Here is a 24,972-nt window from a genome sequence, read left to right as displayed (position 1 = left end):
AGTGATGTTAAGCAATCAGCGGCGTGTTTTGCTGCCAGAGTCTGAATTGTTGCTGGGTGACGTCATCGCCACGGAATTGCAATACCCGTTGTCCACGTTCTGCCCCTTTGTGGTACAGCGCACGGCCACATAAGTGGGGAAACAGCGTGCCGCCGACGATACGACGAAATGCCTGCTGATCGCCGAATGGCGCGACCCAGTCGCGGAACCACAGGCGGTTGCCGCTGGTCCAGTCCTGCGGCTGCACCAGGATGCCGGGGCCGGTGAGGTAGCGCTGTTCCGCTTCTTCGTCCATCCACGCCCAACTGAGGAAAAACATGGGCTTGTCATCGCGGCTGGCAATAACAAACTGCTGATGTTTGATGGCGGGCAGCAGCAGCGTCGGCAGCACACTGAGCGGAATATCGCGGTGCTGTTCCGAATGCATCCACAGCCAGACCGCCGCGCCAAGCGCTTCCGCTTCGCTGAACTGACCACCGAGCAGCGGAGCGGTTAACTGATAGCCATTAACAGGAATCTTCATCACGCGCCTCCTTAGTACTGCCAGCTAAGGTTGAAACCGAGGGTGACCGGGCTGGTGTGGAAACCTTCCGGTTTGGAGAACGGCACACCGACAAACAGGTCGTAGCCGGTGTTAAAGGCGTTACCGCGCAGACCAAGCACGCCGCCCGCCAGATGTTTTCCGGCGAGGTAATCACGCGTGCCGTCTACTTCGCCGTAGTCAGCGCCGAGATACAGTTCCTGGTTAGGCAACGGGGTGCGCCAGGCCAGATCGTTGCGTATGAACCAGCCGTGGTCGGCCGTCAGGGTGCGTTCACCATCAAAGCCGCGCACGGTCCAACGGTTACCAATCGACAGTTGATCTTGAGGAGTTAGTTTGGTGTGGTTGATCTGGCGCAGATACTGCACGTTGTAGCGGAAGGTCTGGTTTCCTATTGTAAACGGCATATCCAATTGGGCATTGAGTTGGATAATTTTCGCCAGTGCGGTGCCTTCATCGAAATACTCTTCCTGCGCCGGAATAGCGCCGAACCAGCGAGTGCCGCGCTGGTAGCTCACTGCGGCATCAAGGGTGGTGGCACCGAAGTAGTGGCGATGCTGGAGACCCAGACGCCAGGCGCTGGTTTTACGCCGCTGCACATCCACTTCGGTATCGTTGACGAAGTTCTGCGATTCGCGAGTCAGAATTTCATAGCTCATTGAGGTTTTCTGACTGCCGCTGCGGTACAGCACCCGGCTCAGTTGGAAGTTAAGGTTTTTGCTGTTGCCGCTATAGTTGTAGTCTTCATTCGCGCCCGCCACATTCTGGTTGTAGTCGTAGCCGCTGGCGGTGACGCCCGCCATCCAGTAACCGAACGGTACGGAGTAGTGCAGCATGTAGTTCTTGCTGCCTTTTTCGCTGCCGGATTCAAGGTCATGGTTGCCGGAAATGTAGAACAGGTCGCTGAGTGATAAGGGATTATCGATATACAGCGTCAGGCCGCCCTGATAACGACCGGTGGTTTCGGTGCCAGAGTCATCGAGCGTCGCGCCGAGACGCCACATTTTTTCCTGTTTCCAGGTGACGTCAATGTCGCTTTCGCCGGGCTGTTCGCCTGGGACAATCGCCATCTCTGCCTGTACGGTGGGCACGCGCTGTAGGTTTTCCAGTCCCTGCTCAATATCACGCAAATCCAGCAGTTCGCCTTCACGCGCTGGCAGGGCGCTCCAGAGGCTCACGTAGCGATCGCTCTCTTTGGTCAGTTTTATCTGGCGCGTTTTGCCCGGAATCAGGGTGATATGCAGGGTGCCGGTTTTCAGGTTTTGCGGCGGCGCCATCACGCGTGCGGTGACGTAGCCATGGTCGATCAGACGGTTTTGCAGTGCGCTCATCAGCAGGTTGACACCCTGAGCGCCCAGGCACGGACCTTTACCCTGATCGGCCAGCTGTTGCAGCGGGATACGCAGCCAGGAGGGGAAATCTTCTTTGCCGGTCAGGATAATGTGATACAGCGTAAAGCACTGTTGCTCCTGCGGAAATTGCAACTTAGTAAAGAATGAGGAGGGGGGCTGCAAACGCACATCGGGCGTTTGTGGGGCTAATTGCTGCTGCATCGCACGCTGGCGATCCTGTTGGTTGATATTTAGCTGTTCATCCACCCGGCTCGGTGCGGCAAGAGGCGTCAGATTATTATCTGCCGCCCAACTGCTTGCTGAGGTGGTCAATAAAATAAATAGCGCAAGTGGGCTGAGACACGCAGGTTGATACCCGTCAGTGAATGACGCATTCCGTAGCATAATTAATTAACCTGAATTATTGATTGTTATTGGGACACTATTCGTTTCTAGGAACAATTGGTTACTTGGTACAATCTCAGGTTATATACGTTAACAATTTGTTTGCTAAGAGTTGTCTTATTGCTTGCTAAGAGTAGTCTTAAAATTATCGTTTCTTTACATTTTAGCGGTAAAAATACGGTATGAGATAGGTGATCGTGGTTGAACTTATGTCGGCGTGAGGTGTTTGTCTGATTTTATTATATTGATACGATATATATATCAACTACAGGAGTGATGGTTCATTCGATGAGTCGACTACAGAACGAAATTAACTCACTGGTTAATCGCAGCGTGGATCGCCATCTGCGGATTGCCGTCACCGGGCTGAGCCGCAGTGGCAAAACCGCGTTTATCACCGCGTTCGTCAATCAATTATTAAATACCCACAGCGGTGCGCATCTGCCGATGTTTTCCCCGGTGCGCGAAGAACGTTTGCTCGGAGTGAAGCGTGTGCCGCAGCGCGATCTGGGCGTACCGCGTTTTGCTTATGATGAAGGCATGGCCGCGCTGTATGGCTCGCCGCCGGCTTGGCCAACGCCGACGCGTGGCGTGAGTGAGATTCGTTTGGCGCTGCGCTATCGTTCTAAAGATTCGTTGCTGCGTCATTTCAAAGACACGTCGACGCTCTACCTGGAAATTGTCGATTACCCTGGTGAATGGCTGCTGGATCTGCCGCTGTTGGAGCAAACCTATTTGAGCTGGTCGCAGCAGATGAGCGGCTTGCTGCAAGGGGGACGCACCGAGTGGGCAAAACCCTGGCTGGCGCTGTGTGAGAAAATCGATCCGCTGGCACCGACGGATGAAAACCAGCTCGCCGAGGTGGCGCAGGCCTACACCGACTATCTGCATCGTTGCAAACAGGAAGGATTGCACTTTATTCAACCGGGGCGATTTGTGCTACCGGGCGATCTGGCGGGGGCGCCAGTGCTGCAATTTTTCCCCTGGCCGCAGGTGAATAATATCGGTGAAGCCAAGCTGGCGCAGGCGGATGAGAAAACCAACATCGGCATGCTGCGCAAGCGTTTTGACTATTACTGTCAGTCGGTCGTCAAAGGGTTTTATAAGGATCACTTTGTGCGCTTCGACCGACAGATTGTTCTGGTCGACTGTCTGCAACCGCTCAATAGCGGTATTCATGCGTTTAACGATATGCGGCTGGCGCTGACCCAACTGATGCAAAGTTTTCACTACGGTAAGCGCACATTGTTCCGGCGTTTGTTTTCGCCCTGCATCGACAAACTGATGTTTGCCGCGAGTAAAGCCGATCATATTACCGCCGATCAGCACGCCAATTTGGTGTCTTTGCTTCAGCAACTGGTGCAAGAGGCGTGGCAGAACGCCGCGTTTGAAGGCATTGATATGCGCTGTGAAGGTATTGCGTCGATCCAGTCAACGCAGAGTGGCGTCGTCGATCATCAGGGACAGAAAATTCCGGCGCTGAAGGGGCATCGACTCAGCGACGGTCAGCCGCTGACGGTTTACCCCGGTGAAGTGCCTGCTCGCTTGCCGGGCGCAGCATTCTGGCAAACGCAGGGCTTCCACTTCGATCAATTTCGTCCTCGTGAGATGACGGTAGACACGCCGTTGCCGCATATCCGGTTGGATACGGTCATGGACTTTCTGCTAAAGGATAAATTGCGATGAACGAGCCACTAAAACCACGCGTTACGTTCGACGATGTTTCACCACAAGAACCGCAGCCACAGCTACGTGCCGGGTTGGCGTTTGACGAGCAGAGCGGCACGCCATTTTCTCCCATCAGCCGCGTAGAAGAAGTGCCGGAAGAAGGCGCGGCGGAAGAGGCTATCAGTGCGGCATTGCGGCCGAAGCGCAGTCTGTGGCGGCGTATGGTGATGGCGGGAATAGGGCTGTTTGGCGTCAGCGCGCTGGCGCAGGGCGTGCAGTCACTGCATAACGCCTGGGTGCAGCAGGACTGGATCGCGCTGGGCGGCATTACCGCAGGCAGCCTGATTGTGGCGGCGGGCGTCGGCTCGCTGGCCGTTGAGTGGCGACGGCTCTATCGCTTACGGGAGCGGGCAGAAGAGCGCGACGTGGCCCGCGATCTGTTACATAGCCACGGTGTGGGGCGCGGGCGCGAATTCTGTGAAAAGCTGGCACGTCAGGCAGGGCTGGATAGCGGCCATCCGGCGATACAGCGCTGGCAGGCTTCCCTCCATGAAACCCACAACGACCGTGAAGTGTTGGAACTGTATGCGCGTCTGGTTCAGCCTGTACTGGACACGCAGGCGCGGCGTGAAATCAGCCGCTCGGCGGCGGAATCCACCTTGATGATCGCCGTCAGCCCGCTGGCGCTAGTGGATATGGCATTTATCGCCTGGCGCAACCTGCGCCTGATTAACCGTATTGCCGCGCTGTACGGCATCGAACTCGGCTATTTCAGCCGGATTCGCCTGTTCCGACTGGTGCTGGTCAATATCGCGTTTGCCGGCGCATCGGAGCTGGTGCGGGAAATTGGCATGGACTGGATGTCACAGGATCTTGCCGCACGGCTATCAACTCGTGCCGCACAGGGCATTGGCGCAGGGCTGCTGACCGCGCGCTTGGGTATCAAAACGATGGAGCTGTGTCGCCCGCTGCCGTGGCTGGATGACAAACCACGCCTCGGCGATTTCCGCCGCGAATTGATTGGTCAGGTAAAAGAAACGCTGCAAAAAGGGCGTTAGGGTGAAGACGATGGTGGATGGTTTGCACCATCGTTATTAGTTTTGATGAAAACTTACGTCTTGGTAATTATCTGGAAGGTATTCGAACCATTGTGGCGATGGCAACCACGCCGCTGTCTTACCTCGTTTTGTTATTGACGTGGAAAAAACGTACAGATGTGTCAACTTTTGCTGCCACTTTACTTCATCCGGTGCAAACGAAAGGGTATTATCAGTTGCAATAGCCATGTCGTGTCTCTTGAAGAAGGTAGCCGTTGATGCATCTGGAAGTTATTTGTGAAGACCGCATTGGTATGGTCCGTGAACTGTTAGATCTGCTTGCGTCACGCCATATTGATTTACGCGGCATCGAAATTGCGTCTATTGGCCGTATTTACCTCAATTTTGCCACCCTCGATTTTGATGATTTCCGTCCACTGATGACGGAAATCCGCCGTATTGAAAGCGTCAGCGATGTGCGCACTGTGGCGTTTATGCCATCTGAACGTGAACATCGGGCGTTGAATGCACTACTGGAGTCGATGCCTGAGCCGGTGTTCTCGCTGGATATGAAAGGGAAACCGGAACTGTTTAATCCGGCCGCGCTGGCGCTGTTTGAACAATCGGCAGAAACCATCAGCGAATTGACGATTGCCACGATGATCCCCGGTTTCAATTTCACCCACTGGCTGGAGAAGAACAGCTCTGTCGTCGCGGAGCGCGTGGTGATTCGTGGTCAAGATTTCTTGCTGGAAATGACGCCTGTCCGTTTGGAAGATGATGCCGGTAACGTGGCAACGGCAGGCGCACTGGTGATGTTGAAATCGGCCGCTCGCATGGGTCGACAGTTACAGAATCTTGCCGTGAACGATGAAAACGAATTCGATCATATCGTTGCCGTTAGCCCCAAAATGCGTCAGGTAGTTGAACAGGCCCGCAAGCTGGCGATGCTGGATGCACCGCTGTTGATCGTGGGTGACACGGGGACAGGCAAAGATATGCTGGCGCGTGCTTGCCACCTGCGCGGACCGCGCGGTAAAAATCCTTTCCTGGCGCTGAACTGTGCAGCATTGCCCGATGACGTAATGGAAAGTGAACTGTTTGGGCATGCGCCCGGCGCGTATCTCAATGCCCAGGAAGGTAAAAAAGGGTTCTTTGAACAGGCTAACGGCGGCTCGGTTCTGCTGGATGAAGTCGGTGAAATGTCGGCACAGATGCAGACTAAACTGCTGCGTTTCCTGAATGATGGGACATTCCGCCGCGTGGGCGAAGATCACGAAGTCCATGTGGATGTACGGGTGATTTGCGCGACCAAGAAAAATCTGCTGGAACTGGTGCAGCGCGGTGAGTTCCGTGAGGATCTTTATTATCGCCTCAATGTACTCACGTTAATGTTACCGCCGCTGCGTGAGCGTCCGGCAGACATTATGCCGCTGACTGAACTCTTTGTAGCGCGTTTTGCCGACGAACAGGGAATTCCTCGCCCTAAACTGGCAGCAGATGTGGAACATTTCCTGCCACAGTACGGTTGGCCGGGTAACGTTCGGCAATTAAGAAATACCATTTATCGCGCGCTGACGCAGTTGGAAGGTAGTGAACTGCATATGCAAGATATCGATCTCCCTGCATTTTCGATTGATGCGCCACAAGATGAAACCTTGCTTGACGGCTCGCTGGATGACATCAACAAACGTTTTGAGCGCTCCGTGCTGACTCGTCTTTATCAATCCTATCCAAGCACACGCAAACTGGCGAAGCGGCTAGGGGTATCACACACGGCGATAGCCAACAAACTACGGGAATACGGACTCAGCCAACGCAAACCTGCGGGGGATGACGAAGAGTAAAGAACAAAACGGCTGCTTGCGCAGCCGTTTCTTCACTATCATCAGTACCAATAACTGACAGTATGGCTTATTTCAAAACAGCCAGTGCTGCGTCATAATCTGGTTCAGTGGTGATTTCATTCACCAGTTCGCTATGCAGCACGTTGTCGTTTTCATCCAGCACGACAACAGCGCGGGCGGTCAGACCCTTCAATGCGCCATCAGCAATAGCGACGCCGTAGCTTTCTTTGAACTCACCGCCACGCAGGGTAGACAGTACAACCACGTTGTTCAGGCCTTCTGCACCGCAAAAACGGGATTGTGCAAACGGCAGATCGGAAGAGATACACAGTACAACGGTGTTATCCAGTTCAGAACCCAACTGGTTAAATTTACGCACGGACGCGGCACAAACACCGGTATCGATGCTTGGGAAAATGTTCAGGATTTTGCGCTTGCCAGCATAGTTGCTGAGTGAAGCATCTGACAGATCTTTAGCTACCAGAGTGAATGCTGGCGCTTTGCTTCCTTTGGCCGGGAATGACCCTGCTACTGGCACAGGATTGCCTTGAAAATGTACGTTCTGTGACATGTTTGCGTCCTTAATTACAGGTGATTAACACGCTGCTCAGTTTAGGGCAACATTAGCAACATTGGTATAAAAATTACGATTAAAATTGCTGGCTTAGCAACGCAACCATCGCGTTCAGGTAGCATTCGCTGGCCGCATCTGCCGAGATTGGCGGAAGCTCAGCGGTAATGCAATGGAGCGAACGATCGGCGCACCAGCTTCCGAAAGAGCCCGGTGTGTCATAACCGATACTGGACACTAGCGGCAGCCCGCACTGTTGTGCCAACCATCGACCCAGTTCGGAATCGTGTGGATCTTCGATACACGCGAGTGGCTCATGAAAAGAGACAACCCAGCGAGGATTAAGTTTCTCAATCAGTGTGCAAAGGGCTTTCGTTTCCGGCTCTGAACCTGCTGTTTCACCGGTGGATAGCTCGACGTCGCGCTCATCTGCCGCGCTATTCCAGCGATATACCGAATTCCCCGGCTGCCAGTTACTGGCTGGAAAATTGCGATTGAGATCGACGCCGTTAGCGTTGGCACGTAGGCCCAACTGACAGCCATCTGGATTTACTGCGAGAACAACATGATGGCGGCGCTGTCCTGAAAAGAGAGTGCGGAGCGCACACGAAAGCGCCACAACGGCTGCGGTTTCATCTCCGTGTGTCCCGGCAATAATCAGCCCACTCTCTGAAGGCGCTAATTCGGCTGGAAAATAGAGTAACGGTGCGCCCAACAGTGATTTCCCATAGGGTTCTCCCAGCGACGGCAAATTACCTCGCTGCTGACGCGCTTGAAGAGGAATGATCGTATTTTCCATGATATCGCCCTGTGGTTACCGATGCATTTCATCATAAAAAAATCGTTCCAGAGACGCAAACGGTGATACGGATTGACAAATTGCAGGTGTATCGCTGGATGATAGCGATGATTTCTGACTATTATATTCTTCAATCAATTCATTACGCTTTCAGGTCAACTCATCATGCACTATGGATATTCTGCATTTTATGCCGCGTTGATGGCGGCCATGACGGGCAACGCCGTCGCGGCGCAGGTTCCGGCGGGAACGGTTTTGGCTGAGAAACAGGAAATCGTTCGTCATATTAAAGATGAACCCGCTTCTCTCGATCCGATAAAAGCGGTGGGGCTGCCGGAAGCACAGGTGGCACGGGATTTGTTTGAAGGGCTCGTCAATCAGGACGCCAAGGGGAACATCGTCCCGGGCGTAGCACTGCGTTGGCAGACGACGGATAACCGTACGTTTATCTTTACCCTGCGTGATAACGCCCGCTGGTCTAACGGTGAGCCCGTTACGGCAAACGATTTTGTCTACAGTTGGCGTCGCTTGGTTACGCCTGAAAACAGCTCGTCATTCGCCTGGTTTGCCCGGCTCGCGGGGATTCAGAACGCCGAACAGATTCTCGCAGGCAAAATGCCCGTCGATCAGCTTGGCGTGACAGCCGTTAATGATCACACGCTGAAAGTGCAACTCAGCAAGCCTGTACCCTATTTTGTTAGTCTGACCGCGAATTTCAGCCTGTTTCCCGTCCATCAGGCCACGGTAGAGAAATTTGGGAACGACTGGACTAAGCCGGGAAACCTGGTTGGAAATGGTGCATTTAAGCTGGATCACCGCGTCGTTAATGAGAAGTTGGTACTCACGCAGAATCAATATTATTGGGATAACGCCAATACGCGTCTGACAAAAGTGACTTTTGTTCCGATCAATCAGGAATCGAACGCGACAAAACGCTATCTGTCCGGGGATATTGATATCACCGAGTCATTTCCTAAAAACCTGTACCAGAAGCTGCTGAAAGATTTACCCGGTCAGGTTTATACGCCGGAGCAACTTGGCACCTATTACTACGCGTTTAACACGCAACGTGCGCCCACCAATGATGTACGAGTACGAAAAGCGCTGTCTTACGCCATCGACCGTAAAGTGATTGCCGGAAAAGTGCTGGGCACGGGGGAAAAACCGGCCTGGCACTTCACGCCGGATGTTACCGCAGGCTTCAAACCGACGGAAAGCTTGTTGCAGCAATATTCTCAGGATGAGCTGGATGCGCAGGCCAAAGCGCTGATGGCAGCGGCGGGCTATGGCCCAAACAATCCCTTGAAACTCTCATTGCTATACAACACCTCGGAAAGCCACCAGAAGATCGCGATTGCCGTTGCTTCCATGTGGAAGAAAACGCTGGGCGTTGATGTACGTTTATCGAATCAAGAGTGGCAAACCTATATCGATAGCCGCAATAGCGGTAATTTTGACGTCGTGCGGGCGTCCTGGGTCGGTGACTATAACGAACCCTCGACATTCCTTTCTCTGATGACATCGCACCACAGCGGGAATATCGCACGCTTTAAAAGTGCGAATTATGATCGTGTGCTGGACGAAGCCGGTAACCAGACTAACCCACAAGCGCTGAATGCAGACTACAATCGGGCAGAGCAGATATTGATGGATGAAGCGCCGATTGCGCCGATCTATCAATATACCAATGGACGTTTAATCAAGCCGTGGGTGAAGGGGTATCCGATTACTAACCCTGAAGACGTTGCGTATAGCCACATGCTCTACATCGAAAAGCATTAAGTACGAATACATTGAATAATGTAGCAATAAAGCCGGAGCGGTCATGAGGGTTCTTCCGGCGGGCAGAACGAAGAACGGGTAGTAAAAGAACGGATAGTAAAAGAACAAATAGTTAAAGAGCTGATAGCAAAAACCGTTGGAGGCAAGACGTGGAATCCTTGGCAGGAAAAGAGTTGCAACACAGCGGTGCGGTTCATGCGTATCAGTTGGACGGAAAGGGCGGTATTACCCCAATTGGCGAGCAGGACGTGGTCAATAGTGAGAAGCCCTGCTGGCTACACCTGGATTCTACTGTGCCCGCCAGCGCACGCTGGCTGAATAAAACGACTGTGGTACCGGATAGCGTACGTAATGCGCTGGCCGGGGAAAGTGTCCGTCCCAGAGTGACGCGTTTGGGTGAATGCACGCTGATCACGCTGCGCAGCATTAACCTGAATGCCAACGCACGTCCAGACCAACTGGTGGCTGTTAGAGTATTCATTACCGACAAGCTGATTATCTCTACCCGACGCCGTAAGATTTTGGCTATCGACGAGATTCTTACCGACCTGAATGAAGGCAATGGCCCGACGGACAGCGGGAACTGGTTGGTTTCCATCGCGGAGGCCTTGACCGATCATACCAGCGAGTTCATTGATGATTTGCATGAGAAAATCATCGATCTGGAAGACGACTTACTGGAACAAAAGATTCCACCACGCGGTGAGCTGGCGCTGATTCGCAAGCAGCTTATCGTATTACGCCGCTACATGACGCCACAGCGCGATGTTTTCTCGCGAATCTCCGGTGAGAAACTGCCTTGGATGCAGGATGACGACCGCCGCAGAATGCAGGAGATTGCTGACCGGTTAGGGCGTGGGCTGGAGGATTTGGATGCCAGTATTGCGCGCACTACGGTACTCTCGGATGAAATCACCGCCTTAATGACTGAAGCGATGAACCGTCGTACCTATACGATGTCGCTTTTGGCGATGGTTTTTTTGCCGACGACGTTCTTAACCGGTTTATTTGGTGTCAATTTAGGGGGAATTCCCGGCGGCGATGCGCCGTTTGGTTTTTTCACGTTCTGCCTGATGTTGGTGATATTGGTTGGCAGCGTTGCATGGTGGTTAAAGCGTAGTAAATGGCTATAGAAACTCGCGGTGAGTGAGTGCATAGATAATCACAAACTGTCGCTAACGGCTAAAAAACCACGCGTAAATTGAGCAATATCAACATTTTTTACCTTGTTGTGCGGCACTATCATTCTCGCAGGTGAATGCAACGTCAAGCGATGGGCGTTGCGCTCCATATTGTCTTACTTCCTTTTTTGAATTACTGCATAGCACAATTGATTCACACCATGCCGACAGTTTTGTCGGCTTTTTTTTTATCCCTCGATCCTACTTTTCCTATTCCATCCTTAACGATGCCGCCTTTGGCATTTTATTATAGTGGGCTAACGCGCCACACCCTTCGGGCCGTCGCAAGCGACGTTATAAAATGCCTTTGGCATTTTATTATAGTGGGCTGACGCGCCACACCCTTCGGGCCGTCGCAAGCGACGTTATAAAATGCCTTTGGCATTTTATTATAGTGGGCTAACGCGCCACACCCTTCGGGCCGTCGCAAGCGACGTTGTAAAATGCCTTTGGCATTTTATTATAGTGGGCTAACGCGCCACACCCTTCGGGCCGTCGCAAGCGACGTTGTAAAATGCCTTTGGCATTTTATTATAGTGGGCTGACGCGCCACACCCTTCGGGCCGTCGCAAGCGACGTTGTAAAATGCCTTTGGCATTTTATTCATTAGCTTACTACTCTTAAAGAGAAGCGCTGGTGTTGCCAGGCCAGCCGTAACGCATGTCTATACTGCTTCAGTCGCTGGATTTGCCTTAACATTATCCAACACCGAGGAGGAAAATATGCTTATTCAAGGTGCGACGGATTACCTACAAGCCGACACGGTTCCGGTTGAACCGATTCCTATTGTGCCGAACGACCCGTCACCTTATCCACTTCCCGATCCACCGCCACTCCCTGATCTTCCACCTACAGGGCCAGAACACGAACCTGTCACTGAACCAACACAAGATAGATAGCAGCCCAGTGCTTAGTGGAGAACAGCAATAAAAAACACGGTGGTGAAACAGCAACACCTGCTTCTTGCCACCGTGTCCATGTACTTAACGGTAATGCCATCCTCTAATGAGAATGTCGCGCTTATTTTATTTCCAACACGTCAAGACGAGTCATTGACGGTGCTTCGTCATCGTCTTCCTGCTGCCATCCCGCAGGTTGTAACGGCAGTTCTTCGCGATCGAAAGCCAGATCGCCGCCGTCCACGACTTCGCTACCGTGACGAATGCTTTTGAAATCAAACAGCGCATGATCGGCGAGATGAGAAGGAACAACGTTCTGCATAGCGCTGAACATGGTTTCGATACGGCCAGGATAGCGTTTATCCCAGTCGCGCAGCATATCTTTAATCACCTGACGTTGCAGATTTGGCTGCGAGCCGCACAGATTGCACGGGATAATTGGATATTGACGGGCTTCTGCAAAGCGTTCGATATCTTTTTCACGGCAGTAGGCAAGAGGGCGGATGACGATATGTTGACCGTCGTCGCTCATCAGCTTCGGTGGCATACCTTTCAGTTTTCCACCGTAGAACATATTCAGAAACAGTGTTTGCAGAATATCGTCGCGGTGGTGGCCAAGGGCGATTTTTGTTGCGCTGAGTTCCGTCGCGGTACGGTATAAAATCCCACGGCGCAGACGTGAACACAGCGAACACGTAGTTTTCCCTTCCGGGATCTTATCCTTCACAATCCCATAGGTATTTTCTTCGACGATCTTGTATTCCACACCGATGTTATCAAGGTATTGTGGCAGAACATGTTCCGGGAAACCTGGCTGCTTCTGATCCAAATTCACCGCGACCAGAGAAAAGTTAATTGGCGCGCTTTGTTGCAAATTGCGCAAAATCTCCAGCATCGTGAAGCTATCTTTTCCACCGGACAGGCAGACCATAATGCGGTCGCCTTCTTCAATCATATTGAAATCAGCGATGGCTTCACCGACGTTACGACGCAGGCGCTTTTGCAATTTATTGAGGTTGTACTGCTCTTTTTGTTTAATTTGTTGATTTTCTGACATTTTATCTGTGCTCGTTGCAAAAGGCGTTGCGGATGGAAAACGGTTCAGAGCAGACGCCAATATGGTCTGCGTGATTATGGCGTGTATGGTACGGATTACGGCGACGAATGCCAGATCGTTTTACCGTAGTAACAGAAAACAGAGTGTTCAACAGAGAGATGACTGCATTGAGTCCTGTGTTGTCAATGTGAGGTGTGATAGATATAGTCTTTGTCTGAAAAGATTATTCATCAGATTTTGATGCCCAATGGGGCGTCGGAATCTGTGGACCACCCGAACCGAGGCAAAAACATGAAATTGTTGCCATGGCTATGTACTGCTGCTGCGCTCCTGCTGGCGGGATGCAGTAATCATAGTGAGAACGCTGCTGCCCAACAAGACGCTGTGCAAAATGATGATACGAGCACTGCGGTGTTACTGAAAAGCAGTTCCCCGATTGACGTCAACTGTACATTGATTGGCGGGACGATGGCGATCGCCAGACAGCTTGATGGTGCGAGCGTGGGAGCCTGTCAGTTAGCAAATGGTAAGCGCTGTAGCGAACAAGCGCTGATGAATGGAAGCTGTCCTGCGGGGTGAGTGTGCGGCAGCCTGTACTGCCGCAGAAAACCTTAAGGCGTAACCAGATTGGCGCAGGGCGTATTCTGGCTGATGTCCTTCAGATTCTGTAGCGTGGTTTGGGAAATGCTGATCAGCGCTTCTTCGGTCAGAAACGCCTGGTGTCCGGTAAACAGCACGTTGTGGCACGCCGATAGACGGCGGAAAACATCGTCCTGAATCACATCGTTAGATTTATCGGCAAAGAAGAGATCGCGCTCGTTCTCATAAACGTCCATACCCAGCGCGCCAATTTTCTGCTGCTTCAATGCATCGATAGCGGCCTGCGAATCGATCAACCCGCCACGGCTGGTATTGATAATCATGACGCCATTTTTCATTTGTTCAAAGGCTGCTTGATTTAGCAGATGATGATTCTCCGGCGTCAGCGGACAGTGCAGAGAAATAACGTCTGCATTGGCATACAGCGTTTTTAGGTCGACATATTCCGCCCCTAATGCCAAGGCCTGCGGGTTCGGATAGGGATCGAAGGCCAGCAGGCGCATGCCAAAGCCTTTCAGGATACGCATGGTGGCGATGCCGATTTTACCGGTGCCGATAATGCCTGCCGTCCGGTTGTGCATGTTGAACCCAATCAGCCCTTCCAGAGAGAAGTTCGCGTCGCGGGTACGTTGATAGGCGCGGTGAATGCGGCGGTTTAGCGTCAGCATCAAGCCGACGGCGTGCTCAGCGACGGCCTCAGGAGAATACGCGGGAACGCGTACGACGCTGATACCCAACGCCTTGGCGGCTTCCAAATCGACATTATTAAAACCTGCACAGCGTAGCGCCAGTGTTTTAATGCCCAGCTCTGCCAGTTCGATCAACACGTCGCGACTGCCGTCATCGTTTACGAAGATGCAAACAGCCTGACAGCCCGCAGCTGTTTTCGCGGTGCGCGATGTCAGCATGAAATCAAAAAACTCTAGTTCATAGCCAAACTGCTGGTTGACCTGTTCCAGATATTTACGGTCATACTGCTTAGTGCTGTAAATTGCCAGTTTCATTGAGGGTTTCTCCGAAAGATCCTCAGATTAAGCTATCAGAAAATCAGGCGGTGACAAACCGTTACCTGACTGACAGTAACGGTTTGAAATAAGAGGTCGAGATTGTATAAAAGCGGGTTAGCGAGGAGTGCTAAAGACTGAGACGGCTTCGGACATTGTGGAAATTTGCTGTTCCAGACTGTTAATTGCAGAACTGGAATGCGTTGCCAAAATGGTGTTTTGACGAGTCAATTCATCAATGTTGTTTACCGCTGAATTAATCTGCCCCAGCCCTTGCGATTGCTCTTGTGTCGCCAGGCTGATCTGATGCACGAGCTGAGTAACTTGCTGCACCTGCATTAAGATATTATTCATCGACTGGCTGGTGTGGCTGACCAATTTATCGCTGGTGTGAATATTCGCAATCGTGGTGTCGATAATTTCCGCGATGTCTTTTGCGGCGGCGGCGCTACGCTGTGCCAGAATACGGACTTCCCCTGCGACCACCGCAAAACTCTTGCCCTGTTCTCCAGCATGAGCGGCCTCTACTGCCGCATTGAGCGCCAGAATATTGGTTTGGAACGCCAGATTATCCAGCACGCTGATGATGTCGGTGATCTCTTTGCTGGAGCGGGTCATTGTCGCCATAGTATCCGTTACCTGACTGACCGCTTTTTCACCGGCATCAACGGCCTGATTGGCATCGTTCGCACAGCGTGTCGCCAACTGCGAGGCTGATGCGTTGCTTTGAATCGTCGCCGTCAGCTCTTCCATTGATGATGCAGTAGATTGCAAACTTTGTGCGGTATCTTCACAGCGCTGGCTGAGCGTGTAATTTCCGGAGGCAATCTCGCCGCAGGCATGGCGCAGTTCGGCCAGCTTGCCGTTGACATCATCGACAAACGTGCAGAAATTCATACCAGACTGATTGACGGCGCGTAATAACATGCCCACTTCATCCACCCGATTAAGTTGAAACGAGTTATCCGCCTGCCCAGATGCGGAATTAATGGCTTGGCGTAGAATCTTTTCCAATGGTTTTGCCAGGTGTTGAACTAATAATTCGCTGGTTATTATAGCGCCGCCGAGTAGCACTAAAACAAAAACGAATAGCGGTGTGGTGAGTGGAAGGGTGGCCAGTAAGAAAAGCAGCGTGAATAGCATGAAAAGGAAAACATAGCTTCTTATCCGCCAACGTACGGGGATGACGTTAAATAAGCTAAGGAGCTTGAGCGGCCCTTTATAAATCAACAACCCTTGATACAGTCGGCGGTTTTTTAATTTATTCTCATTCATTTGATGATAAAGCGCTTCAGCTTGCCGAATCTCTTCCTGAGAAACGCGCGTTCGCACCGACATATATCCTGTTATTTTCCCTTCCTTCATCAGCGGCGTCGTACTGGCCTTCACCCAATAGTAATCGCCATTTTTGCGGCGATTCTTGACGACCGCCGTCCAGATTTTTCCTGTCTTCAGCGTTTCCCACATGTCTGCAAACGCCTGTGGGGGCATATCTGGGTGACGTACGATATTGTGAGGCTGATGGAGGATTTCCTCAAAGTCGTAACCACTGGCATCAATAAAATCGTCATTTGCATAAGTGATATGACTATCGGTGGTTGTAACCGACATTAGCTTAGCTTTTTCATCTAATAAATACTGAATATCACTGACAGGAAAATTCTTACGCATTTATTGACCCTTTTAGTATAAGCAAGCATAAACCCGTCATTCTCCAAGTAACTGTGCATTAATTCCCTTAATGACCTGGCCATTCGGAACCTTAGCCTAAGGGCAACGCTTTGCATTGATCAAAACGATAACGTCTTGTCTCGTACTCGAATTATTCAGGGTATAAACGTAATATTTTTAAATCCATAAGCTAACTGGAAAGCGATTAGCGCTATTTAATTAACGGCAATATCTGAGAAATAATTAACTCAGGGATTTATATATTCTCACTAGTTTCTTCTGTTATGTTTCCTTTTTGAAATTAGTTTCCGACATGGCTCACTGTAAACGCACATGTTGATGACCAAAAAACATTCATTTGCTAAGTATATTATGCCTTTGCGAATTTGCACGGAGGGCAACGCATGTTGAAGAATGGCGGGGAATGAGGTTAAGTGAGAGGCGGGCGCGCTGATGTGAGCGCCTGTAAAGATGAGATTAGCGAGAAAGGCTAAAAACCGATGCGGCCTGTACCATGCTCGATATCTGCTGTTGCAGGTGATTGGACATTGAACGAGATGCTTAATATTCACTAATGATTAAAAAACAATTACTTCCAATCGCTTTTCTGTTGGCAGCCTTGCTGTTTCTATCCTGGCGGGCATTGCCTCAGTGGTTGCCACGTCTTGCTGAAATCTGGCTACCAACGGGTCTGTCTTTGACCGTGAATGGGGTGCCTGGCTGGCAGGGCGGCGGGCTACATAGCGCGGGGTTCAGTATTACGGCTGGGGAATGCACGCTATTTGACGTACGGAATATGACGTTGCGTTGGCATAGCTGGCGATGGCATGCCGATATTGATGCCGTGACGTTAAACAGCGACTGCCTGCAACATGTGCCAGCAGGTAACGGCACTGAGCCCGCGGCTCAGCTATCGCAATGGCAGCGGCGACTGCCTGCTGCCGATATTCAGGTAAAGACATTTACGCTACGGCCTTGGCAGGATTATGCCGGACAGGTGAGGCTCAGTAGCGATGGCAAACGGCAACAAACACTCGATTATCAGGGCGATCAGTTGGCATTTAGGGCTGAGCTGAATGATACACGCCTGACTCTGCACGAAAGCATGCTCGCCACGCCAGCTGGATTCGTGCGTTTGCAAGTCAGTGGTGAGATGGAGTTGGCCGCTACGCTGGATACCGCACCGGTACGGGGGAGGCTCACCGGAAAGTTGGATTCAGGACAGACGCCGGATCCGCTTTCGCTCCTGCTGGATTGGCATAATCAGCAAGGCGAACTGGTACTGAATGCCGCGAATGATGAGACACCGCTAATCTCGCTGCCGTGGCAACTGACGGATGACGTTATTCAGGTCACTAACGGTGTTTGGCGCTGGCCTCATGCGGATCAGCCCCTCTCCGGGCAACTGGCCATGACATTAGAGCACTGGCGACAAGGACTGGATGCCACCACGATTAATGCGCGTTTAAATATGCTGACGCAGGGGCATAACGGCAAGGCTAACGCTGTGTTGGTGCTGGGACCGGGCAGCATAGGCCTGCTTAATAGTGAATTGCGTTTTCAACTTACCGGACAGGCTAACTTACCGGCGCTCTCCCTGACGGCGACGCTACCGGGGATTTTGCAAGGTTCCATTCTCAACCCCGAATTCTCTCTCTTACCGGGCGCGCTGCTGCGTGCCTGGGGAACACCGGCACCGCAGATTTACCTTGAGGAAGCGCGTTGGCCGCTGGCTGGTGTCAGAGTTAGTGCGACGGGCGTGAATGGGCGACTACAGGCGATAGTGAAGGCGCGGGAAGAATACTGGGGGCGCTTTAACCTGCACCTTGACGGTCAGGCGCAGGATTTCTGGCCGGACCAAGGGGAGTGGCAATGGCGCTATTGGGGCAGCGGTCGCCTGCCGCCGCTGAAAGGACAGTGGGACGTAGCGGGTCGAGGTCGTTGGCAGGATACGCTGATTGAAGTGAGCCAACTGTCAAGTGGGCTGGACCAACTGGGCTATGGCATTGTGACGGTACACCAGCCGCGCCTGACGATTACTGAGCCGATTCGTTGGCAGCGTGCCCGCTCAGGCGAACATTTTCAAGGGGCGTTGCAACTCGCTTCCGAGCGAGCGCATTTCAGCAACGGTGGCTATTTACCGCCTTCATTGTTAACACTGGAAATGCAGGGACGCAGCCCGAATGATTTTCAGCTACAGGGGCAGCTACAGGCTGAAGATATTGGACCCGTTAGGCTGCGCGGACGCTGGGATGGTGAGCGACTGCGCGGTGGTGCATGGTGGCCCACACAACCGCTTAAGGTGTTTCAGCCTCTACTTTCTCCGTTGTTGAAAATGAATATCCGTGCCGGACAGTTTTACGCACAGGCGGCATTTTCCGCCGCGCGTAAAGAAGGGTTTAGCGCTGGCGGGCATTGGGTGGTGAAAAATGGTGGGCTGTGGCTACAGGATGGTGAGGTCAGCGGGGTAAATTTTGTCCTGCCTTACCGCCTGAAAGATCAACGCTGGCAGTTGGGCGTCAGGCAGCCCGTCACGCTGCGAATTGACGTGCTGGATAACCTGTTTAGGATGAGTAATATTCGCGTCGATCTACAGGGTTTCTATCCGTACAGTGAGCAACGACCGCTGGTTATGTCTCAGGCTGATATGGACGTATTGAATGGACATATCGGCCTGTCCACGTTGCGCTGGCCGCAGCGGGAACCGGCACTATTCACTGTTAAGCGTGTTGATCTCAGCGAACTGATAACCGTGTTAAAGCAAAAGCAGTTTGCGCTGTCCGGACGTGTGAGTGGTACGCTTCCGCTGAATTTTAATCATCCGACCACGCTGATTGAAGGTGGACGAATTACCAACGATGGTTTCCTGACGCTGCGACTGGATAATCAACTGGCAGATGAGTTAGCGAGTAAAAGTCTGGCAGGCGGTGCGGCGATTGGTTGGTTACGCTATCTGGAGATCGGGCGTTCTTATGCCACGCTTGACCTGAATAACCAAGGTGAACTGACATTAACATCGCGGGTACAGGGGAAAAACCCGCAGCTCAGTGCGAAACAGCAGGTTATTCTTAACTATCGCCATCAGGAGAATATCTTCCAGTTATGGCGCAGTCTGCGCTTTGGCGATAACTTGCGGGATACGCTGGAACAGCAGGCGAATGAATAAACTCAAGGCAGAACAATGAACAAAAGCGAGACAGTGCTGGTGTGTTGCACGGTGGCTTTCCTGACAGGATGTGTGCCGCGCATTGAGGTTGCCGCGCCCAAAGAGCCGATCACCATCAATATGAATGTGAAGATCGAGCATGAGATTCACATCAAAGCGGATAAAGAAGCGACGCAACTGCTGGAAAGATCCGACAATGCCGCAGGTGATGAGATAAAGAAAAGCGCGCCGGAAGGCGCGCAATAATTAAGTCAATGTAATGGCAAGGTCGTTATACCCGTCATACTTCAAGTTGCATGTGCGTTGGCTGCGCTACTCGGCCCACTTATGTGGACCTCGCCCCGTTGGGGCCGCTGCAAGCAGCGTTCAAATCTGCCTCTGGCAGACTTGTCACTCACCCGAATCACTTACTTGAGTAAGCTCATTGGGATGAAATGAGAGATTTCCTGTCTCTCACCGAAGGCCAGCCGTTGGCTGGTCAAATTCGTTCCCGACGAATTTTTCCTTCTCTTGCCGCCTGCCTGAAACTCGAATTATTTAGGGTATATGAACCATTATTCGCAATGAATAATGGTTCGTTATGCGGTGACCAGATGAGACAGCTGTTTTTTTGCGTCTTCGGTCGCTTTCTGTGCCACATCGGGGCCGTAGCCATAGCCTTCTGCGAACACGAACTCAAGGTCGGTCAGACCCAGGAAGCCCAGGAGCACACGCAGGTACGGTTCCAACAGATCGGTTGGTGTGCCTTTATGGATGCCACCACGGCTGGTTAATACGATAGCGCGTTTACCTTTCACCAGACCTTCAGGGCCTTGTTCGGTGTAACGGAACGTGACACCTGCGCGAGCTACCAGGTCGAAGTAGTTCTTCAACTGGGTAGGAATGTTGAAGTTATACATTGGCGCAGCGATCACGATAATGTCATGCGCCTGCAATTCAGCGATTAAATCGTCGGACAGTTTCAGTGCTTCCTGCTGACGCGGAGTCAGTGGTGCATCGGAAGGACGCAATGCGCCGACTAATTCACCATCGAGCACCGGAATCGGTTGAGCGGCCAAATCGCGTACTGTGATGCTATCGTCTGGATGCGCAGACTGCCACTGGGTGGTGAAGTGGTCGGCCAGTTGGTTTGACTGAGAATAACCTGCCAGAATGCTTGATTTCAGAACCAATACTTTGCTCATTGCCAATTCCTTTAGTGATTGAAGTGGGCGACAACATAACGCCCTTTGATGTGTCACATCTTATGCGGCGTTTTGGAAAGTGAAAAGTGCAAATATTCGAGGTCTTTATTCGATTTTCTTGAATAAGACAGGGCTTGAGTAAAGCCGTTCTTGCATAAGACTGTTCTTACATAAGACTCTGCGAGGCGATTAGAGCCGTTTATGACAATGTGCTACTATCCACGACTTAAAAATTCAGTACCTTAAAATCAGGTTAGGCTCAAACGAGCCAGATCCGGCGGCGATCGTCGCCCCGACAGAGAAAAGAAGTAGAAAACGATTAAGGAAGAGCAACGTGAAATCACCTCTCAGTGCATTATCTACGCAGTTAAGTGAGCTAATGCTTCGCGATCGGCAACGTTTGCGCCGCCGTTTGCAGGGCGCAGCGAAGGTCAGCAGCCCGCAGGCTCAGGCTGCCATCGCTCAGGAAATTGAGGGGGAAATTGCCGCCGCACGTCAGAAAGTTGAGAATCGGCGGGCAAGCTGTCCGGCGATTCACTATCCTGAACTGCTTCCCGTTAGCCAGAAAAAAGACGAGATATTAGAAGCGCTGCGTCATCATCAGGTGATTATCGTCGCTGGTGAGACGGGGTCGGGTAAGACCACGCAGTTACCAAAAATCTGTCTCGAATTGGGTCGCGGTGTGCATGGTCTGATTGGCCACACGCAGCCGCGCCGTCTGGCTGCCAGAACCGTTGCCGACCGCATTGCCGCAGAGTTGGAAACGCCGCTGGGCGGCAGCGTCGGGTATAAAGTCCGTTTTAACGATCAGGTCGGTGACAATACGCTGGTCAAGTTGATGACCGACGGTATTTTGCTGGCAGAAATTCAGCAGGATCGCCTGTTGATGCAGTACGACACGCTGATTATCGATGAGGCGCATGAACGCAGCCTGAATATCGATTTCATTATGGGCTATTTGCGCCAGCTGTTGCCGAAACGCCCTGATTTAAAAGTGATTATTACGTCAGCGACCATCGATCCACAGCGCTTCTCTCGTCATTTTAATAACGCACCGATCATTGAAGTGTCCGGCCGGACCTATCCGGTAGACGTGCGCTATCGTCCCGTGGTGGAAGACGCTGATGACAGCGATCGCGATCAGCTACAGGCGATTTTTGATGCGGTCGATGAACTGACGCGCGAAGGGCCGGGGGATATTCTGGTCTTCATGAGCGGCGAACGTGAAATTCGCGACACGGCAGAAGCGCTGACCCGTCTGGATTTGCCGCATACCGAGATTCTCCCGCTGTACGCACGCTTGTCGAATCAGGAACAGAACCGCGTCTTCCAGTCACATCATGGACGCCGAATCGTGCTGGCGACCAACGTGGCGGAAACCTCACTCACCGTGCCGGGGATTCGCTATGTGATCGATCCGGGCACCGCGCGTATCAGCCGCTATAGCTTCCGCACCAAGGTGCAGCGCCTGCCGATTGAGCCTGTCTCGCAGGCGTCGGCGAATCAGCGCAAAGGGCGCTGTGGTCGCGTTGCCGCCGGGGTATGTATCCGTCTCTATTCCGAGCAGGATTTCCTGTCGCGGCCTGAATTTACCGATCCCGAAATTCTTCGCACCAATCTGGCTTCCGTTATTCTGCAAATGACGTCACTGGGGCTCGGTGATATCGCCGCGTTCCCGTTTGTTGAAGCGCCGGATAAGCGCAACATTCAGGACGGCGTGCGCTTGTTGGAGGAACTGGGTGCGATTCATCTTGCGGAGAACGGACATTACCATCTGACGCCGCAAGGGCAACAGTTGGCGCAATTGCCGATCGATCCGCGTTTGGCGCGAATGGTGCTGGAAGCGCGTAAAACGGGCTGTGTGCGCGAAGTGATGGTGATCACCGCCGCGCTGTCGATTCAGGACCCGCGCGAAAGACCGATGGATAAGAAGCAGGCATCGGATGAAAAACACCGCCGTTTTGCCGATAAAGATTCGGATTTTCTGGCTTTCGTCAATCTGTGGGACTATCTGCGTGAGCAGCAGAAGGCGCTGTCTTCCAGCCAGTTCCGTCGTCAGTGCCGCATGGATTTCCTTAACTACCTGCGCGTTCGTGAATGGCAAGATATCTACACGCAACTTCGTCAGGTGGTAAAAGAATTGGGGCTACCGGTCAATAGCGAGCCGGCCGATTACCTGAGTATTCACTGTGCATTGCTCACCGGACTTTTGTCGCATATCGGGCAGAAAGATATTGAGAAACAAGAGTTCAGCGGTGCGCGTAACGCCCGATTTGCTATTTTCCCTGGTTCTGGATTATTCAAAAAACCGCCCAAATGGACGATGGTGGCCGAATTGGTGGAAACCAGCCGCCTGTGGGGACGTATCGCCGCACGTATTGAACCGGAGTGGATCGAGCCGCTTGCTCAGCACCTGATTAAACGAAGCTATAGCGATCCTCACTGGGAGAAAACGCAGGGCACGGTGATGGCACAGGAGAAGGTGACACTCTTCGGGCTGCCGATTGTCGCGGCGCGTAAGGTGAACTATAGCCCAATCGATCCGACGCTGGCGCGTGAGATGTTCATTCGCCACGCGCTGGTAGAAGGCGATTGGCAAACGCATCATGCCTTTTTTCGCGCCAACCTCAAGCTACTGGCAGAGGTAGAGGATTTAGAGCATAAATCGCGCCGTCGCGACATTATGGTGGACGACGAAACGCTGTTTGCCTTCTACGATCGGCGTTTGCCGCATGATGTTGTATCGTCTCGTCATTTTGACAAGTGGTGGAAAGGCGCCAGCCGCGATAACGCCGACCTGCTGAATTTTGAAAAGAGCATGTTGATCAAAGACGGCGCAGAGAAAGTGAGCGCGCTGGACTACCCGAACTTCTGGCATCAGGGTGGGCTGAAATTGCGCCTGTCCTATCAGTTTGAACCGGGCGCGGATGCGGATGGCGTGACGGTACATATTCCGTTGCCTATCCTCAATCAGGTGCGTGAAGAAGGCTTCGAGTGGCAGATTCCCGGCGTGCGTCGCGAACTGACGATCGCATTGATTAAATCGTTGCCTAAGCCGTTACGCCGTAACTTTGTCCCTGCGCCGAACTATGCAGAGGCGTTTCTGGCGCGTGCTACTCCATTGGAGAAAGGGTTATTGGATGCGCTGGAACGTGAATTGCGTCTGATGACGGGCGTTACGGTGCCGCGTGAAGCGTGGCAGTGGGATCAGGTACCCGATCATCTAAAAATCACGTTCCGCGTCATCGATGAGAAAAACAGGACGCAGCGGGAAGGCAAAGACCTGAACGTGCTGAAAGATCAGCTCAAGGATAAAGTGCAACAAACGCTGTCATCCGTGGTGGATGACGGGTTAGAGCAACGCGGCCTGCACGTCTGGAGTTTCGGTTCGCTGCCGGATTGTTATGAGCAGAAGCGTGGCGGCTATTCTGTCAAAGCCTATCCCGCCTTGGTGGATGAAAAGGACAGCGTAGCCATTCGCCTGTTTGACACGCCGCACCAGCAGCAACAGGTAATGCGACAAGGGCTGCGCCGTCTGTTGTTATTGAATATTCCGTCGCCGATCAAATATCTGCATGAAAAGCTGCCGAACAAGGCGAAACTTGGCCTCTATTTCAACCCATACGGTAAGGTGCTGGATCTCATTGATGACTGTATCGCCTGTGCGGTGGACAAGCTGATTGCGTCATCCGGTGGCCCGGTCTGGCAGGAAGACGCCTTCCAGCAGCTACATGAAAAAGTACGTGCAGAGCTGAACGACACGGTGGTTGATATCGCCAAACAGGTTGAGCAAATCCTGACGGCTGTCTTCACCATTAACAAGCGCCTGAAAGGGCGTGTCGATATGGCGATGGCGCTGGCGTTAAGTGATATCAAGAGCCAGATGAGCGGCCTGGTGTTCCGTGGCTTTGTGACCGAAAACGGCTGGCAGCGCCTGCCGGACGTGCTGCGTTATCTGCACGCGATAGAGCGACGTCTGGAGAAGCTGGCGCAGGATGTCCACCGTGACAGGGCGCAGATGCTGAAAGTGGAACAGGTTCAGCAAGCGTGGCAGCAGTGGTGGAATAAGCTGCCTGCGGAACGACGCGATGACGACGATGTGAAGGCGGTGCGTTGGATGCTTGAAGAGCTGCGCGTCAGCTACTTTGCCCAGCAGCTAGGCACACCGTTCCCGATTTCGGATAAGCGTGTATTGCAGGCGATGGAGCAGGTAGAAGGGTAACCTCTCT

General features: G+C 52.4%; 19 protein-coding genes. 11 read left to right on the top strand and 8 right to left on the bottom strand.

Features of this window, described 5'->3' with window-relative positions:
- Positions 1-7 precede the first annotated feature (7 nt).
- Both KP22_RS05965 and KP22_RS05960 read right to left on the bottom strand, forming a co-directional pair.
- Positions 8-523, bottom strand: coding sequence for a toxin-activating lysine-acyltransferase (locus KP22_RS05965; protein WP_039299349.1), 516 nt, complete (start codon positions 521-523; stop codon positions 8-10).
- An 11-nt stretch (positions 524-534) separates the two neighbouring features.
- Positions 535-2,277 (bottom strand): ShlB/FhaC/HecB family hemolysin secretion/activation protein, encoded by a 1,743-nt coding sequence (locus KP22_RS05960; RefSeq protein WP_039299352.1) that lies wholly within the window; start codon positions 2,275-2,277, stop codon positions 535-537.
- A gap of 288 nt (positions 2,278-2,565) precedes the next feature.
- On the opposite strand from KP22_RS05960, the gene KP22_RS05955 reads away from it, so the two are divergent.
- Genes KP22_RS05955 through tyrR form a run of 4 tightly spaced genes read left to right on the top strand, consistent with a single transcriptional unit; the run spans position 2,566 to position 6,829 of the window.
- Positions 2,566-3,963: a YcjX family GTP-binding protein gene (locus tag KP22_RS05955; protein WP_039323050.1), complete on the top strand. Its 1,398-nt coding sequence runs from the start codon at positions 2,566-2,568 to the stop codon at positions 3,961-3,963.
- On the top strand, positions 3,960-5,003 hold the full coding sequence (locus tag KP22_RS05950; protein ID WP_039323045.1) for a YcjF family protein: 1,044 nt from the start codon (positions 3,960-3,962) through the stop codon (positions 5,001-5,003). The genes KP22_RS05955 and KP22_RS05950 overlap by 4 nt, the downstream gene beginning before the upstream one ends.
- A gap of 17 nt (positions 5,004-5,020) precedes the next feature.
- The gene (locus KP22_RS05945) at positions 5,021-5,227 is read left to right on the top strand and encodes a hypothetical protein (protein ID WP_039323042.1); all 207 of its coding nucleotides are present in this window, start codon (positions 5,021-5,023) and stop codon (positions 5,225-5,227) included.
- A 33-nt stretch (positions 5,228-5,260) separates the two neighbouring features.
- The gene (tyrR, locus tag KP22_RS05940) at positions 5,261-6,829 is read left to right on the top strand and encodes a transcriptional regulator TyrR (RefSeq protein ID WP_039299361.1); all 1,569 of its coding nucleotides are present in this window, start codon (positions 5,261-5,263) and stop codon (positions 6,827-6,829) included.
- A gap of 67 nt (positions 6,830-6,896) precedes the next feature.
- Here tyrR and tpx read toward each other — a convergent pair whose 3' ends face one another.
- Positions 6,897-7,400 carry a thiol peroxidase gene (tpx, locus tag KP22_RS05935; protein WP_005972398.1) on the bottom strand — a complete coding sequence of 168 codons (504 nt, stop codon included), beginning with the start codon at positions 7,398-7,400 and terminating at the stop codon, positions 6,897-6,899.
- Between the two features lie 79 nt (positions 7,401-7,479).
- Positions 7,480-8,199, bottom strand: coding sequence for a murein tripeptide amidase MpaA (gene mpaA / locus KP22_RS05930; RefSeq protein WP_039299365.1), 720 nt, complete (start codon positions 8,197-8,199; stop codon positions 7,480-7,482).
- A 165-nt stretch (positions 8,200-8,364) separates the two neighbouring features.
- On the opposite strand from mpaA, the gene KP22_RS05925 reads away from it, so the two are divergent.
- From KP22_RS05925 to KP22_RS22530, 3 genes are all read left to right on the top strand, one after another.
- Positions 8,365-9,981, top strand: a complete 1,617-nt coding sequence (locus tag KP22_RS05925) for a peptide ABC transporter substrate-binding protein (RefSeq protein WP_039299368.1) — start codon at positions 8,365-8,367, stop codon at positions 9,979-9,981.
- Between the two features lie 149 nt (positions 9,982-10,130).
- A complete protein-coding gene (zntB, locus tag KP22_RS05920; protein WP_039323039.1) occupies positions 10,131-11,114 on the top strand; it encodes a zinc transporter ZntB in 984 nt (327 codons plus the stop codon).
- Positions 11,115-11,884: 770 nt separating this feature from the next.
- Complete coding sequence (locus KP22_RS22530) at positions 11,885-12,061, top strand: hypothetical protein (RefSeq protein ID WP_167333797.1); 177 nt, start codon at positions 11,885-11,887, stop codon at positions 12,059-12,061.
- 121 nt (positions 12,062-12,182) lie between these two features.
- Here KP22_RS22530 and ttcA read toward each other — a convergent pair whose 3' ends face one another.
- Positions 12,183-13,118, bottom strand: a complete 936-nt coding sequence (ttcA, locus tag KP22_RS05915; protein ID WP_039323036.1) for a tRNA 2-thiocytidine(32) synthetase TtcA — start codon at positions 13,116-13,118, stop codon at positions 12,183-12,185.
- 291 nt (positions 13,119-13,409) lie between these two features.
- Here ttcA and KP22_RS05910 point away from each other — a divergent pair, with 291 nt between their 5' ends.
- Positions 13,410-13,697 carry a putative hemolysin gene (locus KP22_RS05910; RefSeq protein WP_039323032.1) on the top strand — a complete coding sequence of 96 codons (288 nt, stop codon included), beginning with the start codon at positions 13,410-13,412 and terminating at the stop codon, positions 13,695-13,697.
- A gap of 32 nt (positions 13,698-13,729) precedes the next feature.
- Here KP22_RS05910 and KP22_RS05905 read toward each other — a convergent pair whose 3' ends face one another.
- Both KP22_RS05905 and KP22_RS05900 read right to left on the bottom strand, forming a co-directional pair.
- On the bottom strand, positions 13,730-14,722 hold the full coding sequence (locus KP22_RS05905; protein WP_039323029.1) for a 2-hydroxyacid dehydrogenase: 993 nt from the start codon (positions 14,720-14,722) through the stop codon (positions 13,730-13,732).
- Between the two features lie 117 nt (positions 14,723-14,839).
- On the bottom strand, positions 14,840-16,393 hold the full coding sequence (locus KP22_RS05900) for a methyl-accepting chemotaxis protein (RefSeq protein WP_039299392.1): 1,554 nt from the start codon (positions 16,391-16,393) through the stop codon (positions 14,840-14,842).
- Positions 16,394-16,967: 574 nt separating this feature from the next.
- Here KP22_RS05900 and KP22_RS05895 point away from each other — a divergent pair.
- Entirely contained in the window at positions 16,968-19,559 is a 2,592-nt protein-coding gene (locus tag KP22_RS05895; RefSeq protein ID WP_039323026.1) for a YdbH family protein, read from the top strand.
- 15 nt (positions 19,560-19,574) lie between these two features.
- Entirely contained in the window at positions 19,575-19,805 is a 231-nt protein-coding gene (locus KP22_RS05890; RefSeq protein ID WP_011093566.1) for a YnbE family lipoprotein, read from the top strand.
- Between the two features lie 332 nt (positions 19,806-20,137).
- Here KP22_RS05890 and KP22_RS05885 read toward each other — a convergent pair whose 3' ends face one another.
- Positions 20,138-20,743: an FMN-dependent NADH-azoreductase gene (locus tag KP22_RS05885; RefSeq protein WP_039299402.1), complete on the bottom strand. Its 606-nt coding sequence runs from the start codon at positions 20,741-20,743 to the stop codon at positions 20,138-20,140.
- Positions 20,744-21,077: 334 nt separating this feature from the next.
- Here KP22_RS05885 and hrpA point away from each other — a divergent pair, with 334 nt between their 5' ends.
- Positions 21,078-24,965 carry an ATP-dependent RNA helicase HrpA gene (gene hrpA / locus KP22_RS05880; RefSeq protein WP_039323023.1) on the top strand — a complete coding sequence of 1,296 codons (3,888 nt, stop codon included), beginning with the start codon at positions 21,078-21,080 and terminating at the stop codon, positions 24,963-24,965.
- Positions 24,966-24,972: the final 7 nt, after the last annotated feature.

It is taken from the genome of Pectobacterium betavasculorum (assembly GCF_000749845.1).
Taxonomy (GTDB): Bacteria; Pseudomonadota; Gammaproteobacteria; order Enterobacterales; family Enterobacteriaceae; genus Pectobacterium; species Pectobacterium betavasculorum.
The sequence above is the reverse complement of the archived record's forward strand: the minus strand, read 5'-3'. Positions and strand labels throughout refer to the sequence as shown.

Bases quoted from the DNA above. Each gene is read 5' to 3' on its own strand.
- KP22_RS05965 (WP_039299349.1), bottom strand. From the start codon at position 523: ATGAAGATTCCTGTTAATGGCTATCAGTTAACCGCTCCGCTGCTCGGT.
- KP22_RS05960 (WP_039299352.1), bottom strand. From the start codon at position 2,277: ATGCTACGGAATGCGTCATTCACTGACGGGTATCAACCTGCGTGTCTC.
- KP22_RS05955 (WP_039323050.1), top strand. From the start codon at position 2,566: ATGAGTCGACTACAGAACGAAATTAACTCACTGGTTAATCGCAGCGTG.
- KP22_RS05950 (WP_039323045.1), top strand. From the start codon at position 3,960: ATGAACGAGCCACTAAAACCACGCGTTACGTTCGACGATGTTTCACCA.
- KP22_RS05945 (WP_039323042.1), top strand. From the start codon at position 5,021: ATGGTTTGCACCATCGTTATTAGTTTTGATGAAAACTTACGTCTTGGT.
- tyrR (WP_039299361.1), top strand. From the start codon at position 5,261: ATGCATCTGGAAGTTATTTGTGAAGACCGCATTGGTATGGTCCGTGAA.
- tpx (WP_005972398.1), bottom strand. From the start codon at position 7,400: ATGTCACAGAACGTACATTTTCAAGGCAATCCTGTGCCAGTAGCAGGG.
- mpaA (WP_039299365.1), bottom strand. From the start codon at position 8,199: ATGGAAAATACGATCATTCCTCTTCAAGCGCGTCAGCAGCGAGGTAAT.
- KP22_RS05925 (WP_039299368.1), top strand. From the start codon at position 8,365: ATGCACTATGGATATTCTGCATTTTATGCCGCGTTGATGGCGGCCATG.
- KP22_RS22530 (WP_167333797.1), top strand. From the start codon at position 11,885: ATGCTTATTCAAGGTGCGACGGATTACCTACAAGCCGACACGGTTCCG.
- ttcA (WP_039323036.1), bottom strand. From the start codon at position 13,118: ATGTCAGAAAATCAACAAATTAAACAAAAAGAGCAGTACAACCTCAAT.
- KP22_RS05910 (WP_039323032.1), top strand. From the start codon at position 13,410: ATGAAATTGTTGCCATGGCTATGTACTGCTGCTGCGCTCCTGCTGGCG.
- KP22_RS05905 (WP_039323029.1), bottom strand. From the start codon at position 14,722: ATGAAACTGGCAATTTACAGCACTAAGCAGTATGACCGTAAATATCTG.
- KP22_RS05900 (WP_039299392.1), bottom strand. From the start codon at position 16,393: ATGCGTAAGAATTTTCCTGTCAGTGATATTCAGTATTTATTAGATGAA.
- KP22_RS05895 (WP_039323026.1), top strand. From the start codon at position 16,968: ATGATTAAAAAACAATTACTTCCAATCGCTTTTCTGTTGGCAGCCTTG.
- KP22_RS05890 (WP_011093566.1), top strand. From the start codon at position 19,575: ATGAACAAAAGCGAGACAGTGCTGGTGTGTTGCACGGTGGCTTTCCTG.
- KP22_RS05885 (WP_039299402.1), bottom strand. From the start codon at position 20,743: ATGAGCAAAGTATTGGTTCTGAAATCAAGCATTCTGGCAGGTTATTCT.